Origin of the sequence: Citrobacter sp. JUb117 (assembly GCF_024809055.1) — a bacterium.
GTDB classification, from domain to species: Bacteria; Pseudomonadota; Gammaproteobacteria; order Enterobacterales; family Enterobacteriaceae; genus Citrobacter; species Citrobacter gillenii.
Genome location: NZ_JANUFB010000010.1, coordinates 87,305 through 105,280 on the forward strand (window position 1 = coordinate 87,305; position 17,976 = coordinate 105,280).

General features: G+C 45.1%; 11 protein-coding genes. 2 read left to right on the plus strand and 9 right to left on the minus strand.

Annotated elements, in window-relative coordinates; genetic code table 11:
- Window positions 1-8: 8 nt before the first annotated feature.
- A complete protein-coding gene (locus tag M2374_RS19825) occupies window positions 9-830 on the plus strand; it encodes an abortive infection system antitoxin AbiGi family protein (protein WP_259155773.1) in 822 nt (273 codons plus the stop codon).
- Between the two features lie 556 nt (window positions 831-1,386).
- Here the strand turns inward: M2374_RS19825 and avs4 are convergent.
- From avs4 to ssb1, 6 genes are all read right to left on the minus strand, one after another.
- The gene (avs4, locus tag M2374_RS19830; RefSeq protein WP_259155774.1) at window positions 1,387-6,150 is read right to left on the minus strand and encodes an AVAST type 4 anti-phage nuclease Avs4; all 4,764 of its coding nucleotides are present in this window, start codon (window positions 6,148-6,150) and stop codon (window positions 1,387-1,389) included.
- 74 nt (window positions 6,151-6,224) lie between these two features.
- A complete protein-coding gene (locus tag M2374_RS19835) occupies window positions 6,225-6,644 on the minus strand; it encodes a hypothetical protein (RefSeq protein WP_259155776.1) in 420 nt (139 codons plus the stop codon).
- Complete coding sequence (locus M2374_RS19840) at window positions 6,637-8,670, minus strand: integrase (protein ID WP_259155778.1); 2,034 nt, start codon at window positions 8,668-8,670, stop codon at window positions 6,637-6,639. Before M2374_RS19840 ends, M2374_RS19835 begins: the two co-directional genes overlap by 8 nt.
- Complete coding sequence (locus tag M2374_RS19845) at window positions 8,663-10,225, minus strand: site-specific integrase (protein WP_259155779.1); 1,563 nt, start codon at window positions 10,223-10,225, stop codon at window positions 8,663-8,665. Before M2374_RS19845 ends, M2374_RS19840 begins: the two co-directional genes overlap by 8 nt.
- Window positions 10,212-11,459, minus strand: a complete 1,248-nt coding sequence (locus tag M2374_RS19850; protein WP_259155780.1) for a site-specific integrase — start codon at window positions 11,457-11,459, stop codon at window positions 10,212-10,214. Before M2374_RS19850 ends, M2374_RS19845 begins: the two co-directional genes overlap by 14 nt.
- Before the next feature lie 158 nt (window positions 11,460-11,617).
- Entirely contained in the window at window positions 11,618-12,151 is a 534-nt protein-coding gene (gene ssb1, locus M2374_RS19855) for a single-stranded DNA-binding protein SSB1 (protein ID WP_096758705.1), read from the minus strand.
- Window positions 12,152-12,402: 251 nt separating this feature from the next.
- Between ssb1 and uvrA the strand changes: the two genes are divergently transcribed.
- The gene (gene uvrA, locus M2374_RS19860) at window positions 12,403-15,225 is read left to right on the plus strand and encodes an excinuclease ABC subunit UvrA (protein ID WP_096758707.1); all 2,823 of its coding nucleotides are present in this window, start codon (window positions 12,403-12,405) and stop codon (window positions 15,223-15,225) included.
- Window positions 15,226-15,322: 97 nt separating this feature from the next.
- Here uvrA and M2374_RS19865 read toward each other — a convergent pair whose 3' ends face one another.
- From M2374_RS19865 to tyrB, 3 genes are all read right to left on the minus strand, one after another.
- Window positions 15,323-15,679 (minus strand): MmcQ/YjbR family DNA-binding protein, encoded by a 357-nt coding sequence (locus tag M2374_RS19865; protein ID WP_096758708.1) that lies wholly within the window; start codon window positions 15,677-15,679, stop codon window positions 15,323-15,325.
- 127 nt (window positions 15,680-15,806) lie between these two features.
- On the minus strand, window positions 15,807-16,520 hold the full coding sequence (gene aphA, locus M2374_RS19870; protein WP_117343604.1) for an acid phosphatase AphA: 714 nt from the start codon (window positions 16,518-16,520) through the stop codon (window positions 15,807-15,809).
- Window positions 16,521-16,781: 261 nt separating this feature from the next.
- Window positions 16,782-17,975 (minus strand): aromatic amino acid transaminase, encoded by a 1,194-nt coding sequence (tyrB, locus tag M2374_RS19875; RefSeq protein WP_117343605.1) that lies wholly within the window; start codon window positions 17,973-17,975, stop codon window positions 16,782-16,784.
- Between the last annotated feature and the right edge of the window lies 1 nt (window position 17,976).

The following is a 17,976-nucleotide window of genomic DNA, read 5'->3' on the forward strand; positions in this document are numbered from 1 at the left end:
GGTAATATATGAGTGCTATAGAAAACCAAGAAATAGTTATACAAGCAGTTAACAGTTTACATCCAACAACGTTGTTTCACTTTACTAAAAATGAAGAGGCATTCTATAGAATTTTAACAGAACTTTATTTTAAACCATTCCTTGCCCGTGAGCGAATAGTTGGGGTAAAAGGAAGAAGAGATTTCGCAGTACCAATGGTTTCATTTTGTGATATTAAGCTTTCTCAAATTCAAGATCATAGCAGCAAATATGGTGGGTTTGGATTCGGATTAACAAAAGAATGGGCTGAGAAAAATGATCTCCATCCTGTCCTATATATGAATCAAGGCAGTGAGTTGTTTTCAAAGTATAATAAAAGAATTAGAAAACTAAAGGATATTTTGATTCCTCTATGGTCGAGTCGATATACCCTTGATAATAAAGAGCGTAAGCACTTTGAAAGCCTTAAAGAAGAGTACGCTGACCTTTATAATTTATTACGTTATATGAAAAATTATAAAGGGAAATTAGAACGCCCGAACAAAAAACCTATTGAAAATTATATCTATGCTGACGAAAAAGAATGGAGATATGTCCCACATCCATTTATTGGCGATTTATGGCCTAGCCTAAGTTTAGAGAGAGTGGTGGAGCCTGAAGAGAAGACTGCTTTAAGTAGAAAGTTTTCTGAATTTGGTATTGATTTTTCTTTCGACGATATTAAATATATACTTATCCCAGATGATAGTCATATTTCTAAATTGATAACTTGCCTTATGAGCATAGAGAACTACGAACCTTCTATAATAAGTAAAATTTTAACAATGGATAAAGTAAAACAAGATTTCTAGCACATCTACTTAGAACATTTGTTAATAAATTCACCATTACTAGTTCAAGTAATCAACCTTATAGAAATCCGCTTGAATGAGAGATTAAAAGTAATAATAACCAATATATCCATAACTTTAATTTTGACATAATACTCAATTCATTGATTTATGCCGAGGAACTCATGGAAAATCAGGTTGACATCAAACTCCGAAGATTGATAAGGACGCGGTATAACGCCGCGTTAGAAGATTGGAGTGGATGGAAATGGTTAGAAATCGGGCATGGCGCCGTCACCATATATCTCGTTTAAAAATCAAGCGAGAAAAATACCGAACTGGGGTGGATAAATCGCCGAAAGTTGTAGGGAAAATTTACTGCACCCCTTGTGCTTGTTCTTGTTATTTATGTGGTAATCAAAGAATTCATCACGGAGTTAACATTCAAGAGCAACGGGCTTTGCTGCGTTTTACTGATTGACTTATAAAATATTAATCTTTTCGATAATAAAAAGGCTCCAATCCCTGGAGCCTAAATTGGAAAAAGCTCTCATTAAAGTTATTATTCTCAACTACATCACAGAATATTTTCCCGTGACATATAACCAACAACCGATCCTTTCTCTACCAAAAAATCTAATATTACCAAGACCTCTTCTTTCAACTGTTTGGTTCGTCTAATTCGCTCACGCTCAGTGTTTATATACCGCCTAACCAAACATTCCAAATAATAAACAGTATCATTTTCCAATGTCTTTTCCCATAACCTTTTATTAACCGACAATATTTCTGAAAGCCAGGTTATACCTTGATTAAGATAGCAACTGGCAATGTTATTCAAAGATTTGGCAAGAGAATATACAGTTGAAGGGCAATGACCCATAGTCCTAGATACATCGCAAAAAAATTGACTATTGCTATCTTTAAATGTGTGCCAACCATTAGAATTTTCTTTCCATGGAGATTCTGCAAAAAGGTAACTTTTTATAATCTTATCTACATAACAATACCTATCTCCATCCTTGCACAAAGTAACCACTTTATCAAAAAACAAATCCCAAACCTTCCAAAATTTGTTGTAAGTATTTAATCTATCTTCGGCGAGAATAATTTTTTTAAATAACTCTGAAATAGGCTCTGAACCATTGAAACCATCAAGAAAAGGTTTTATATAATCGGGAATATCGCTCACTGGCGCATGAAGCGTAAAGTAGGCAAATCTTTCCAAGAAAGACTGCCGAATAGCGTAATCAACTCTATCTTCTCGAACACTTGACAATAGGCTTGTAGAAAATATTTTAACAATTGAGGAAACCAATTGCTTATGTTCAATATTAACAGTATCAACTGGAATTAATTGGAAAGCTGTATTCAAAATATGCAGATCAACTTTATCCATACTTCCCAAATCATCTATAGATAGATTATTATCGATGATATTTGATATGCAATGCTTATAATTATTTAAAAACACCTTATTAATATTTATTTTTTTAATGTCATAGTCTGCTTGACGATAACTTTCATGAATGATTTTTCTTGAAAGAATTACATATTTTGGCTTTAAAATCAAAAAACCAAACAATAGAGACTGCATATCATCAAAATAGTCTAGCCATAATTTATGAATCACCATACTAGGAAATACTGAGTAGCGCCCTCTTGCCATCCCAATAGAGTGGTCATTAAACAGTGTTAAAAGTAATATTGTTTTTATAGTATCCCTTTCCATTGGATAATTATGATAAATCACAGGTAAGGCTGAAATTGCCGAGGTTGTTCCATCTAGTACCTGATAATTATAGCCTTCTTTCAACGGTAGTTGAGAATACGCTAGAACAATATCTTTACAGTATTCTCTCTCTTCATTATTCAGCTGATTAAAACACTCTAATAGTAATACAGAACAAACGTCTGCTGGTATATTACTGTTTAATAGTCGGAAATCTTCATCCCCTTCCTCATTAAGCTTGTTTATTATTTCTTTGGTCTCCTGTAAAGCAATTTGCGGATTGTCCTCATACATTCCATAATTCTTATAACGTTCATCCTTTTCTCTTTTATAGCCTGCCCATAGCTTCAGCGTCATATACTTCATATGCTCGGAATTTTTCTTTATTGCTTCCTCACTATATTGCTTTAGTTTAGGGTCAATCTCAGGATTGAATGATATCTCAATCCCTTCATCTTTCTCCTTAGTAGTTATTTTCATCTTTCGCCGATCCATTCTTGCCAAGCAGAGCCTCCACGTCTTATCGGCTTCAGTTTCTTGAGCTTCATCTGGAAGCTGATTATAGTATTTGTCGAAAATATCCCAGAGCACTTGTTGCCTTTCTATGGCATCTTTCTCCGTTACATGTTCACTCCTGAAAATTTGATAATGCAAGGCAAGATTTTCAAGATAAGTATTTCTATGCACATCATCGCAAGCCTTAATTCTATCTTCTTCGTGCAAAGAGTTTCTGTAATCTGCACCGCCAAAGCCGTCCCTGAGGGAGATTAATGCACTTTTATGTGTTCTGTCTAGAACCATTCGATTCATATCAAAATGGAAGAAATCCTTTGTTTGGAATAGTACTTTAGCTACATTGAATGTCTTCTCAGGGAATGCAAGTACAATACTCGTAACTACTGCGGAGATAGAAGCTGACTTGGTATTTCTTAACAAAAAGAGAAGCCAACTTTCCAACACTTTCGAGTCTGCATTTTTAAAATTCTCAAGAAAAAATTTTTCCAATGCCATATGAATTGATGAAAGTAAGTAGGTAGAGGCCTGTGTTCCTCGATATGAGCACCACAGACGATTGCATATATATTGCTTTATAAACTTTCCATCTTCAATAAAGACATCGATTTCTTCAATTTCGTTTTTAGCAAAGCGGGAGTGGGCAAAACATATCGTTGTCTTGTTCGTAAAATCAAGAATAAAGTCTATTGTTTTTTTGAACTGTGATTGTAGTAACCAATATATAGGAGTCTGATATGGACTTTCTGGATAATAGTCATGATGAGACCTAAATAGACCGAACTCATCTTCAATATCCATACGGTGATAACGTTCGCCTTTTTCTTTAAGTGGCCGATACCAGAACAGATCTGCCAATTGTAGAACATATTCTGGGAGAGATGCCCAAACCGGATGTGAATCTAAGTCAGTAAGGATTAAGGTCGTAAGATCGAAATATGGGGTGCCGTGCTCGTTCCACCTATTTTTAAGAACCTTAACTAAAACCTCTTCCATTTCAGGTTTAATCATGGCCGCCCCATGAAGAATCGTATGCAGAATATTTTTCTCATTATCCCTTCCGGATAAATAGACATCCTCATCTACAGTCCATTGATAATATTTTAGGGCTATCAAACTAGATAATCGGGTCGTTTCACCCACTTTGTTTCTTTGATTCCACTCTTGAATCACCGGAAGTATAAATTTAATATTTCTGATTCCGATTTCATCTAAATTTTCATGGATAAATTGGACCACACTCTGCCAACCAGTTCCCTTAGGCTTAGTAAGAACATATTTAATGGAAAGCAGATCTGAATTACTTACACCTAACTGTTTAAGCAGTTCGTAATCAACGTCCTTGCAAGCAAGCCTCAATAAGAAAGTAAGTCTTTTTAAAAGATTCTGGTCACTACTAAGTAAATATCGTTTAAAGTAATTAAAAAATATGCCTGAATTGTCGGAAAGAAGGACAGCCACCCATAACTCGTCTTTCCAAAATTTTGATATTCCTTCTCCACAGACTATTTCTGCGATAAAAGGCTTTATGGACTGGTCATCTAAAAGCAATCGTTCAGATACCCAATTCCGAAAACTACGGCGAACAGGAAGTGATTCTCCTATCTTTTCGAAGAACTCGTTATTGTTCGCTTTACGGATATAATCGACGGAAATTTTCTTTTCTAATGCCCATTCCTCGTATATATCATGTGTAATGAAGTAACCAGCAGCTTCATAGCCGACAATACCGTCTTTAACTAACGCATCTAAAATTCCAGTATCACATGCCGGGGAGACAAAAAATTGGCCCTCGCTAGCCCGCTGAAAAGCAGTCGCTAAGAAACACTGCTCCCGAGAAGGTTTATTTTTGACGATAATCTTATTCCAAAGTTTTTCTTTGAAGCTCGCATAATCGGTGCTTTCACTGGTATAGAACCTCAGATATTCACTTAAATAAAATAGATTTTTGATTAGTTCTAATAATCGAACATCTTGAGGAAGGCTAAATCCATTATTATCAGATAACTCTATTAGCTCGCCGCGTTCAAGGTTCTTTATTACTAAGTTTCCAGGAGTTATCTTATAAATATCTATGAAAGCATAGTTTAGATCTGCCAAGTAGTTGTTACGGGTTGTGAAAACAACCTGCCATTTGTCCTTTATTAAAACTGTCAGGAATTCTTTAAAAGGATCGATATTGGTCAGTTCTAAAAGCTTTTCAGCAGAATCTACGACTATGACTTTACGTAATTCGTCTTGATGAGCATTAGAGAAATCGTCTAAGCCATGCGCACCGAATAGCTCATTAATGCTGTCCTTTTTAAACTCGCTAGCCTTAAAGACATAGAAAGGAGTGCATTGTTTTTCTGCTTCATAAATTTTTTTGATAACTGCTGTTTTTCCAACCCCACCTTCTCCGCTGACGATGACAATTTTTTTCTGAACTAGATTCTCATGTAGAAGTTCTATGTAATGTCGTCTGTCAATTTCAATACTTCTGTCTTTGAACTCTATATTGGTTTGAATTTCATATAAAACATTTTCTGTGTGCTTGCGCTTTTCTTCTAATAAATCAAAGATGCTTTCATTAAGGGAGAAGAAATGTTTTGCAATCTTTTCATTCTCAACTATTACAAACGGTGATTCAAAAAAACTAGCAACTCGCCATACTATTTCTATACCCGACTCATATGCTTTCTGATCAACTTCAATTTTTATTTTGGGATCGTTACTATTTCCGACAGCATCCAAATAATTATCAGCGTTCTTATCGTCTTCAGGTTCATGGGACTTTCTCCCCTGCCCCCATTCTTGATTAGTATAGAAAATGATTTTACTTAATCCTGGATAAGCCTTTTTGCTTTTCCCAATCATTTCTATAAGATCAGCTTTGTTATCCGACAATTTTGTGTCATAGAATTTAGATTGCCAACCGATAAGTTCATTATCTTTGGTTATTGGGTTAGTTTCGATACCAGATTGATTCTTATATCTAAATATACCTGCGGGCATTTTGAATTCTTGACAGAACAATAAGTAGCAAAACCACTCAAAATTATCTTGAGGATTCTCATTAAATTTAGCTTTAAAGTTATCCCAGTTTGGTTTGACCATTTAATTATTCTCCTATTTTTTGTAAATAACTGCCCCTACACAGAGAAATGCACCCTCGATATCGTACTCAGCAACTATCTTCTTTCTCCATCAGAGCGCTCACGGTCAATCTTTGTCAGCTGCGCATTAAGTTGATGTTCTGTCATTCCATGTTTGTATGCATTGTATTGCCAGATCACAAACTGTTGTTTGTACCTCCGGTTCTCTTTCTTAAGCTCTTCGATTTCGCTTTCAAGATTCACAATCCTCGCGGCTGCAATGTTCAAACTAGCTGGACGCGGATTTTTGGGGCCACGGCCTTTAAGCGCCTCTTTCTTTGTTTGATAGGCAGTCACTATTGCCTCATGTGCATTAAGGGACTGTCTTGACGGTAACTTTCCGACCAATGGTTCTGCCGCCTCACAAATTGCTGACCATGACAGTTTTGGTTCCTTCCATCCTCGAATTAGATTCACGATGGCGTTAATGTCTCTATTGTCCAGATGCTTAGCCAAGGCCACCTCCTAACAAAGTTGTCAAATCATCTAACATCGCAGCTTCTTCACTTTCTTTGCCTTTTAGCTCAATGGCCTCAATAGACGTCTTTGCGACAACGCGGCGAAGCTGGCTGAAATCATTGCCCCGGAGCTTAATCTGGGCACCATTTTCAATGTCTGGATTATCAAAAATAGCGACTAGCTCACGAAGCCGTGTGACAGTTTTCTTGTGGTATTGATACCAGCGATCAGCCCCCATCTCGCCACTTTCTACCGCTGCATCAGCAATACAAAGTATTTGTTCCAACGTCACCAAACGTTTCTTAATTCGATCCAATATTTCTGTATGCTCGCCTTTGATACAAACCTGCTCGGTACAATTGATGCAATCTCGGAACTTCTCGCAAGGACCCATGGTGTAATCATGTACGCAGCAGCCATACTCCGTCACATGGGCTGCGGCATGCTCTAGGGTGTTGAACTCCAACATAGTCACAGGAAGGTGCTTTACCACCTCTCCAGCAGGCCCAAATAGACCTTTTGAGGGATCGAGGCGTTCAGACATGCCAACCAGCTCATATTCGGTCATGTGGTTGTAAGTTCGATTCTGGTTCATATCTGCCCGCCCCGACCACTTGGCAATTTCCAAGTTTGAGAGCCCACCACGCTGGGCTATGGTGTTAAGTAAGTGCCGAGCCTGGTGTGAGGTTAATTTAATCCGTTCTCCGTTTTCTGCACGGTAACTATGGCGATCAAAGATACTGACATGTTTTCCATTCAAAGCCTCTCGAGGCGTCAGATCATTATTAAAGAAGTTATTAGTCGGTTTATGCAATTCAATCGGTATACATCCGCGGTTCCCGTGGAACTGATTTACATTAAGTGCAAACAAAGCATTGCTGAACTTAATTCCCTTGTCTTTATCAAACCACGGAAAGCCATCAGGCAAGCGCGCCATAACATGTTGCCACAGGCTTTTTAGTGTGTGCGCACCATCTTCTTGAGCTAACCCTCGATTGTAGAGGGAAGAACGACATTGTTTTTTGGATTCACAAGCAAGACCGAGAGCCATACAGGACTGTTCCATTGTCAACGGCTCATCATCAGTGACATCAGGGCAGTTAGCATGGCGGTAAAATTTATCCGGATGTATCTCAATCCACCTGGCCAGCTGTCGAGCATTCTCAGATAACATTTTAGTTCTGGTGATGGCTGTTTTAGCGACGCCAACCATTACAGTGGGTATCCATTTGATACCCCCTTCGTAGCCTTTACCAGCAAAGAAACGCCAACCATAGCGTTCTATATCTTCGCTATCGGTTTCAAATACCTCACAATCTGCAGGAAGAGCTAACACCTCAGAAATGCGCGAAGGAGCAGACATCAGCATAGCAAACACCGATGTTGTAAATATGTCTCTTCCATCCATTGGATCATCTGCAAAAATTTCCGCGAGTGCGTTGAGAGCAATATCACTCGGTAGTTTCTTTTCCCTATTTTTTTTAGCCTCTCTGCCTGTTTTGTTTTTGTCCTCTACACGCCTAATGGGATTAACCCAATTTTGCACAGCACTTGATACAAGTCGATTTTCAACGACAAACTTAGCCATCCGCTCAATCTCTCGGCCACAATGATATGCAGCACCATCAGAGTAATGCTGCCTTGCCAATTCAGCGGCTTCATCCAGTACTGAAATAGACAGGCCATCAATATTTGCATTCCCATTTACTTGAATTAAAGCCGCCTCAATCGCACGGAGGGCCTTACTTTCATTCTTTGTCCCCGTGGGATGATGCCCCTGCTGGTAACGGAAATAGGCTTTGGCGAAATCAATGAACGCAGGGTCTTGTACCTCTACCTGCATAGGTGTTCGCGTAATAATGCCTAGTTTGGCAAACACTGTTATATTTGGCCAAACAGGAGCTTCCCAATTTAGATCGGAACCGAATACAATCAATTGTTCTCGGCACTTGGATATGAATACTCCAAGGTTCTGTGCTGCTGTCAGCGTAGCCTTTGACTTAAAATGGAAAATCTCATCCATTGCCGATTGCTCCCTGTGGACTAAGCTCTTCACGACGTTTTGCACAACGCATGATCACATCGGCCACCGCGATAATGCTGCGATCAAGTACGGCAGCAATCTGGATATCGCCGGTTATCTCTTTCACCCGTTCACGCTCATTGAGCAGCCCCTGATAGACGTCCTCATGGGGGCCCTCCAGCCAAGGCTGGAAATGCATGCAGGTGTAGCAAGGAATAGGAACATTGGCACCACAAAAGCCATGCTCCCCGCAAGTACCTACACCATGGCCCATCTCGGTCCTAATACGACTGGCAGGGTCGTTACCTCGATGCGCTCCCCTCTCTGAATCGACAAGTACCCCGACAAAGGCCTGGGCGTATGGTGCTAATTGGAAGCCAACCGCCTCATCAAGCTTTTTCACATGTTCGGGAATGTTCTTGATGTAAACGCCGGCGTTTTGGGTATCCGTATGGTCAAGTAATTCCGCAATCACCAACTCGCCGAAACCCTCCCTAGCAGCTCGAGTGCCCGTGGTATAGCGAAAACGACGGGCATTGATATGTAATAACTCACCAGTACGTTCTGACCGGATATCGGATTTTTCTATGATGTACTTGAGTGTGTTGGTTATCTTTGCTGCGGGAATGTGGAGTTTGTCGGTGGCAAACAGTTGACGGAATTTATAAGGAGACTGGACGGTATCTAACACATCAAGATCTGGAAACAGAGGGATTTGCTGCCGGTCATCTTCCTGCAATTCAAACCCCAGACGATTCTCAACCATTGCAATTGCATTCTTTGCCTGAGCGCTCAGAATTACCCATAGTTCCGGTGATATCGCAAAGAGCTTGAAGTTTATTCGAAAAGAACTGCTGCGCTGCTTGGCTCGCGGCACATTCAAAACATAGAATGGCTCTCCCTTTTCATTTTTACCGCAAAGCACATCCGCCGCATGAAGCAGCGAGATCTGGATGGGTCGTCGTCCTGTATGACTGATGCTAAGTGCCATGGCCAACTCAGCTATGGTAATTAAGTTCTTTTCATAAGCCCGAACAGCCCCCTCGTTAAATGCTGTCAGCTCGTTATCCGTCAGTGGCCCTTCTTGAGGATCCTGACGCTTAACCGCATCTCCCTTACGATTACCCTTTATCCTCCAGCCGTCCAGCAAACTGATCACATCTTTGCTGATACCGGGATAACCAAGCTGGTGCCAAGTTCGAAGAAAGCCACGTATAGTTGCCAGATACCATTCCGTCGCAGGCAATAGTCTCGCCCGATAATTAATCAATACCGTATCAGTAATTTCTCTCGCATGAGTCTCTCGCAGCATGTGCTGAAACCGCATAATAATGTTCAGAGTATGAGAAGCAGATAGAGTAGAACCATAAAATGCTAGCGTGCGTAGGCAGCCATTGAGCACCTCACCTGATAAGTAATGGTGAATATCGACAAGAGTGGCGTGGGTATTTTTATCCAATATCCACGATGTATCATATAAGTGAAAGAAGTAGCCATTGGCCCTAGCACAGATTCGCTCGGACACTAATGCCGGTAGGAACTTACTCGTCATCATTCTTCATGTCCTTTGGCAAGCGAGTGCCGTTACCTTCCTGCAATGCCAAAGCGGCCTCAAACCCTTTTTGCTGAATGAAACGCTTGTTGTAAGTCGCTGCGGTTCCCGAACCATCTCTCCAACCCATTAAGTACGAACGGAGCTGCTCTTGGCGTTCCTCGCTGACTTGCTCATTCATGGCATCCATTCTTTCTGAAAACTTGCGATTCCAGGTATGGCGGAACGAGTGCCCTGTCGCTGCATACAATTGCGGTGATACAGCCCTGACCACGGAAAAAATTTTATGATATCCCCCTTTAGAGATAGGGTTTCCCACTGTTGGCCCTAGCTTATAAGTGACAAAGAGGTAGTCATTTTTCTTTGCATTTCGGACTTTACTGCGATCTTGGATGATATAACTATGTAGTTCTTGAACTAGGGACTCAGCCAACGGTAAGAGCCGGTCTCTCGTTTTAGCATGGGGCTGATTGGTTCTAGAATCCGCTAGCTCATCTGCTCGCCTAAAGATACGGATCCTGTTAGTACTAAAATCAATATCTTGTATTCTGATGTTTAATAATTCCCCACCTCGAATACCAAGATAAAACAGAAGCAAGATCATCAGCCGATTACGACGCTGAACATCTATTGAGAAAGGATTTAACTCTGATCCAGGCTTGATAACTTCAAATAGCGAATCCAATTGAACATCATTCAATGACCTGTCTTGCCATTCACTGTTTCTGCGCTTTTTCGACGGTCGACGTGTCTTTATGTGCTGCAACATTTCATTGATCTGTTCGACAACGTTCGGTTCTGCAGTATTTAAAATATGCACTGCATACCAGCCTAAATATTTGGCATATGTTGTCAGCCGGGAATGCAGTGTTCCGTTATCAACAGCATAGCTACTCGCATCTTCCAACCAAGGTGTAGAAGAAGCAACTAACAGCTTCTTTCCTTGCTTGCGCTGAGCAAAATCCCGCAGATCGTCCAGTTCGTAAGGTTTGAAGAAGTTTTTGGTCAAAAAGCGCTGTTCGAGGTCAATGCCACGACTATCTAAGAAGCGTAGCAGCACAACAAGGTTGCTAGCTGCTGCTAGCATAGTTGAAAAAGCATCCGCTCTGTTGCGGATTTGGGTTGTTAAATAAAGAGCAGGATAATACACGGGAAGGCAAGAAGAACGATCCACCACCATGCAGTATCGCTCGCCACTGTCCATGACAAATGTTGTAACCTTATAGTTATCCTTCATGTGCCCATACCCCATACACTTTACATAATTGCAAGGTACACAGTATGTTAGGAAGATATCAATTAAGACTTGACACTTTTGAGACGCGGGAAACAAAAAGCCCCTGCATTAACAGGGACTTGATATATAATTAATTACATAAACGTCTTAGGTCAATCCTAGAACGGAATGTCGTCGTCAAAGTCGATTGGCGGTTCGTTAGACGGCGCTGCCGGAGCGGACTGCTGCGGACGAGACTGTGCACCGCCGCTGAACTGGTTGCCACCCTGCGGCTGCTGAGGCTGACCCCAACCACCCTGTTGACCGCCACCTGCATTACCGCCCGCCGGTGCACCGCCGCCCTGACGACCACCCAGCATTTGCATGGTGCCGCCGACGTTCACAACAACTTCAGTCGTGTACTTCTCGACACCTGACTGATCGGTCCATTTGCGGGTACGCAGCTGACCTTCAATGTAGACCTGAGAACCTTTGCGCAGATATTCGCTGGCGACTTCCGCCAGTTTGCCAAACAGCACAACACGGTGCCATTCAGTCTGCTCTTTCATCTCGCCGGTCGCTTTATCACGCCAGGATTCGGAAGTAGCCAGCGTAATGTTGGCAACTGCACCACCATTCGGCATATAGCGTACTTCCGGGTCCTGGCCCAGATTACCGACGAGAATCACCTTGTTTACGCCTCTGCTGGCCATGATCGTGTCTCCTGAAAAACGTTTCTTAATAAGTGTAAGCGCGGGATTGTAGCATTTCCAATAGCGCTTTTACTACGTTGAGAGGTGGATTCCAGTAAACAACCTCAGCCAGACATTGTTACACAGACACCTGCGTTTTGCATTCCAATACTGTATATCCATTCAGGTCAGGTTGTGTCATAATTAACCGTTTGTGATCGCCGGTAGCACCATGCAGCCAGGCAAAAAAGCGTTTAATCCGGGAAAGATGAATGGATAAGATCGAAGTTCGGGGCGCCCGCACCCATAATCTCAAAAACATCAACCTCGTCATCCCGCGCGACAAGCTGATTGTCGTCACCGGGCTTTCGGGCTCAGGCAAATCCTCGCTGGCTTTCGACACCTTGTATGCCGAAGGGCAGCGTCGTTACGTTGAATCGCTTTCCGCGTATGCGCGTCAGTTCCTGTCGCTGATGGAAAAACCGGATGTCGACCACATTGAGGGGCTGTCGCCAGCCATCTCAATTGAACAAAAATCGACATCCCATAACCCGCGATCCACGGTAGGCACCATTACCGAAATTCACGACTACCTGCGCCTGCTGTTTGCCCGCGTCGGTGAGCCGCGCTGTCCGGATCACGACGTACCGCTGGCAGCGCAGACCGTTAGCCAGATGGTGGACAACGTGCTGTCACAACCGGAAGGCAAGCGCCTGATGCTGCTGGCACCGATCATCAAAGAGCGCAAAGGCGAACACACGAAAACGCTGGAGAATCTGGCAAGCCAGGGTTATATCCGCGCCCGTATTGACGGTGAAGTGTGTGACCTGTCCGATCCACCAAAGCTGGAGCTGCAAAAGAAACATACCATTGAAGTGGTCATCGACCGCTTTAAAGTCCGTGACGACCTGTCACAGCGTCTGGCGGAGTCTTTTGAAACCGCGCTGGATCTCTCCGGTGGCACGGCGGTGGTTGCCGATATGGACAACCCGAAAGCGGAGGAGCTGCTCTTCTCCGCCAACTTTGCCTGCCCGATTTGCGGCTACAGCATGCGCGAGCTGGAACCCCGCTTGTTCTCGTTCAATAACCCGGCGGGCGCATGTCCTACCTGCGACGGTCTCGGCGTGCAGCAGTATTTCGACCCTGACCGCGTGATCCAAAACCCAGAGCTGTCGCTGGCTGGCGGCGCGATCCGTGGCTGGGATCGCCGTAACTTCTATTACTTCCAGATGCTTAAGTCACTGGCAGAGCATTATAAGTTCGACATAGAAGCCCCATGGGCCAGCCTGAACCCAACGGTTCACAAAGTGGTGCTGTACGGTTCCGGCAAAGAGAATATCGAATTCAAATATATGAACGACCGCGGTGATACTTCCGTACGTCGTCACCCGTTTGAAGGTGTGCTGCACAATATGGAGCGCCGTTATAAAGAGACGGAATCCAGCGCGGTACGCGAAGAATTATCTAAGTTCATCAGCAACCGACCGTGCGCCAGCTGTGAAGGCACGCGCCTGCGTCGTGAAGCGCGCCACGTGTTTGTTGAGAACACACCGCTGCCTACTATTTCTGACATGAGCATCGGTCATGCGATGGATTTCTTCAACAATCTCAAACTTGCCGGTCAACGGGCGAAGATTGCGGAGAAAATCCTTAAAGAGATTGGCGACCGCCTCAAGTTCCTGGTTAACGTCGGTCTGAACTACCTGACGCTGTCGCGTTCGGCCGAAACGCTCTCCGGCGGCGAAGCCCAGCGTATCCGTCTGGCAAGCCAGATCGGTGCGGGCCTGGTCGGCGTAATGTACGTGCTGGATGAACCGTCCATCGGTCTGCACCAGCGCGATAACGAACGCCTGCTGGGTACGCTTATCCATCTGCGCAATCTGGGTAATACCGTGATTGTGGTTGAGCACGATGAAGATGCAATTCGCGCCGCTGACCATGTGATCGATATCGGTCCAGGCGCGGGCGTCCACGGTGGACAGGTGGTGGCGGAAGGTACGCTCAATGACATTATGGCAGTGCCTGAGTCACTGACCGGCCAGTATATGAGCGGCAAGCGCAAGATTGAAGTGCCGAAACAACGCGTGCCCGCTAACCCGGAAAAAGTGCTGAAGCTCACCGGTGCGCGCGGCAACAACCTGAAAGATGTCACCCTGACGCTGCCGGTTGGCCTGTTTACCTGTATTACCGGCGTATCCGGTTCCGGTAAATCAACGCTGATAAACGACACGCTGTTCCCGATTGCTCAGACCCAGCTCAACGGCGCCACGCTGGCTGAACCTGCACCTTATCGCGACATTCAGGGGCTGGAGCATTTCGATAAAGTTATCGACATCGACCAGAGCCCCATTGGTCGTACGCCACGTTCCAACCCGGCAACCTATACCGGCGTATTTACACCCGTCCGCGAACTGTTTGCTGGCGTGCCGGAATCACGCGCGCGCGGCTACACGCCGGGGCGCTTTAGCTTTAACGTGCGCGGTGGACGTTGTGAAGCCTGTCAGGGCGACGGCGTAATCAAAGTTGAGATGCACTTCCTGCCGGATATCTACGTGCCGTGTGACCAGTGCAAAGGCAAGCGCTATAACCGCGAAACGTTGGAGATCAAGTACAAGGGCAAGACTATCCACGAAGTGCTGGATATGACCATTGAAGAGGCACGTGAGTTCTTTGATGCCGTCCCGGCGCTGGCGCGTAAACTGCAAACGCTGATGGACGTTGGCTTGACTTATATTCGCCTTGGGCAGTCCGCAACAACCCTTTCTGGCGGCGAGGCCCAGCGCGTGAAGCTGGCGCGTGAGTTATCAAAACGCGGTACAGGACAAACGCTGTACATCCTCGATGAGCCGACTACCGGTCTGCACTTTGCGGATATTCAGCAGTTGCTGGACGTGCTGCACCAGCTCAGGGATCAGGGCAACACCATCGTGGTCATTGAGCATAATCTGGACGTGATTAAAACGGCCGACTGGATTGTCGATCTCGGTCCGGAAGGGGGTAGCGGCGGCGGAGAAATCCTGGTTGCCGGTACGCCGGAAACGGTTGCAGAGTGTGAAGCCTCACACACTGCCCGCTTCCTCAAACCACTGCTGTAGTTACTCATGCCCGATGGCGCAAGCTATCGGGCCTACAGGATAGACGTATTGGGTTGTAGGCCAGATAAGGCGCTTACGCCGCATCCGGCAAAAAGGCTCAGAACTGCGCCAACATCCTGCGTTTATCTTCTGGCAGCGTCTTGATAGCCTGTTGATATGAGGCGTCCACCAAATAGTAAATTTGTGAATCTGGCAGCGAACCATCCAGGTACACCGTGCTCCAGTGCGCCTTATTAAGATGTCGGCTTGGCCGGACATCGCTATGCTGCTGGCGCAATAACTCGGCCAGTTCAGGGCTGGTTTTCAGCGACACAGCAGGGCGTTCTTCCACCTCTTTTACCATCGCAAAAAGCACATCTTCGACTTTAATTTGCGTGGCTTTCCAGTCGCTGTGCACGCTCTGTTCGGCACCTGTTTTCGCCATGCAGTATTGCAGCAACTCCGAGTTCGTCATCTTTATTCCCCTTACCAGCAGCTCGCCTAATGAGAACATCTTTTACTCAGTGTGCAGCAACTCTGCCAAAGGTAAAAGCCAGCAACGCAAATTTGTTTAAAAAATCACCAATAAAGAACCTATACCCTCAGTATTCTGAGTTTACAATCACCTCTTCGCCATATGCCCCGGCCTGCGGCAGTGGTTTATAGGTGGAGTTGGAGGCGCGCAAAATGCGAATACCGCGAATACCTACGTCGCGCGCGGCGGTAATGTCATTGTCGGAATCGCCGTAGAACATGCGGATGTTTTTATCCTGTAACCACTGCGTTTTGGTGTTCTGCCCGGCTTTATCACCGGCAAAGATAACCGGATTCATATTAGCGGATGGAATGTGGAAGTTATCGGACAGTGTTTTAGACACGGTTTCGGTTTTTGTCGGGCTACGTCCCGTGACAAAGAAGATGCTGTCACCGCGACGAACATGCATATCAATCAACTGACGCGCGACTTCTTTTGGAATACTAAATTCATCCCAGCCATTGTTCATTTTTTCCCAGAACGCCGGATTCTTCAGGTAATCCTCACTCTCCGGGGACCAGGTTTTTTTGCCACGCCAGAAACCCGGGCTGGAAAAAAGAACGGTGTCATCAATATCGAATCCGACGGCCATTGGCGGGCGTCCGGTCAGGCTGTTTTCAATCTGAGCAACAGAGACCCAGTGAACCGGAGACTGCTCAGCGAGTTTTGCAACGTTAGTGCCTGGATTAAGCTGCGAGGGGGAAGAAACTAAAGCCTGGGCGGAATGGTTTAACGTGAACAATAAGCAAACGGCACTAAGTGCCAACGTAATCTTGCGCATATTTTTCCCTAAGTAGTCAGCTAGTTATCATTTTTTTATTAACAACTGGTCAAAAAACTATCTGACCTTACCCCCTGGGGAAGGTGAAAGGAAGGGGTTTCTCTCGTTTTGTTACAGAAAAAGAGGATGATCACACAGAAAAAGCGTGCCTGATGGCGCGACACTTATCAGGCCTACAAACGAAAAATACAATGTTTTGTAGGCCGGATAAGGCGTTTACGCCGCCATCCGGCAACACTGTGCGAGAAATGACAAATCCGGTTACATGACAGCAGCAAACGCTTTTGCCACACGCTGGACGTTACCGTGATTCAACCCGGCGACGCACATACGGCCGCTGGCGATCAGGTAAACCCCGAATTCATCACGCAGGCGATCGACCTGGGCGGCGCTCAACCCGGTATAGCTGAACATACCGCGCTGTTGCAGAAGGTAGTCAAAGTTACGGCCCGGTATCTCGGCATGGAGAACATTGACCAATTCCTGACGCATCGCCAGGATGCGGGTACGCATCGCTTCTACTTCCGCCAGCCAGTTGGCTTTAAGCGCATCATCGCCCAGCACGGCGGCAACTACCTGCGCACCAAAGTTAGGTGGGCTGGAGTAGTTACGACGCACCGTGGCTTTTAACTGCCCCAGCACGCGACCCGCAGTCTCGGCGTCTTCGCACACCACGGAAAGGCCGCCGACACGCTCACCGTATAAAGAGAAAATTTTAGAGAACGAGTTGCTGACCAGGGCAGGTAATCCAGCGCTGGCAATGGCGCGGATCGCATAGGCGTCGTCTTCCATTCCCGCGCCAAATCCCTGATAGGCAATATCAAGGAAAGGGATTAGATCGCGCGCTTGCAGAATCTCGATAACCGCATCCCACTGCGCGGGCGTCAAGTCCGCACCGGTCGGGTTATGGCAGCACGGATGCAACAGTACAATGCTGCGAGCCGGTAAGGTGTTCAAGGTTGCCAGCAGGTCGTTGACGCGCACGCCGTTAGTCGTGTTGTCATACCAGGGGTAAGTACTTACTTCGAATCCAGCCCCTTCAAAAATCGCGATGTGGTTTTCCCATGTCGGATCGCTGACCCAGACGCCAGAATCAGGGAAGTAACGCTTCAGAAAATCCGCACCTACTTTTAGCGCACCTGATCCTCCCAGCGTCTGAATCGTCGCCACGCGCTGCTGCTGAAGAACCGGGTGTTCTGCACCAAACAGTAGTGGCGCAATGGTGTGGCGATAGCTGTTCAGGCCTTCCATCGGTAAATACAGCGACGCACCCTGCGGCTGAGCATTGAGCCGGGCTTCCGCTTCGCTTACGGCGTTAAGCTGAGGGATTATCCCGTCTTCGTTGTAATACAGACCGATGCTGAGATTCACTTTGTCACGACGTGAATCTTCCTTGAAGCGCTCCATGAGCGATAAAATCGGGTCGCCGGCGTAGGCGTCAACTTTTTGAAACACG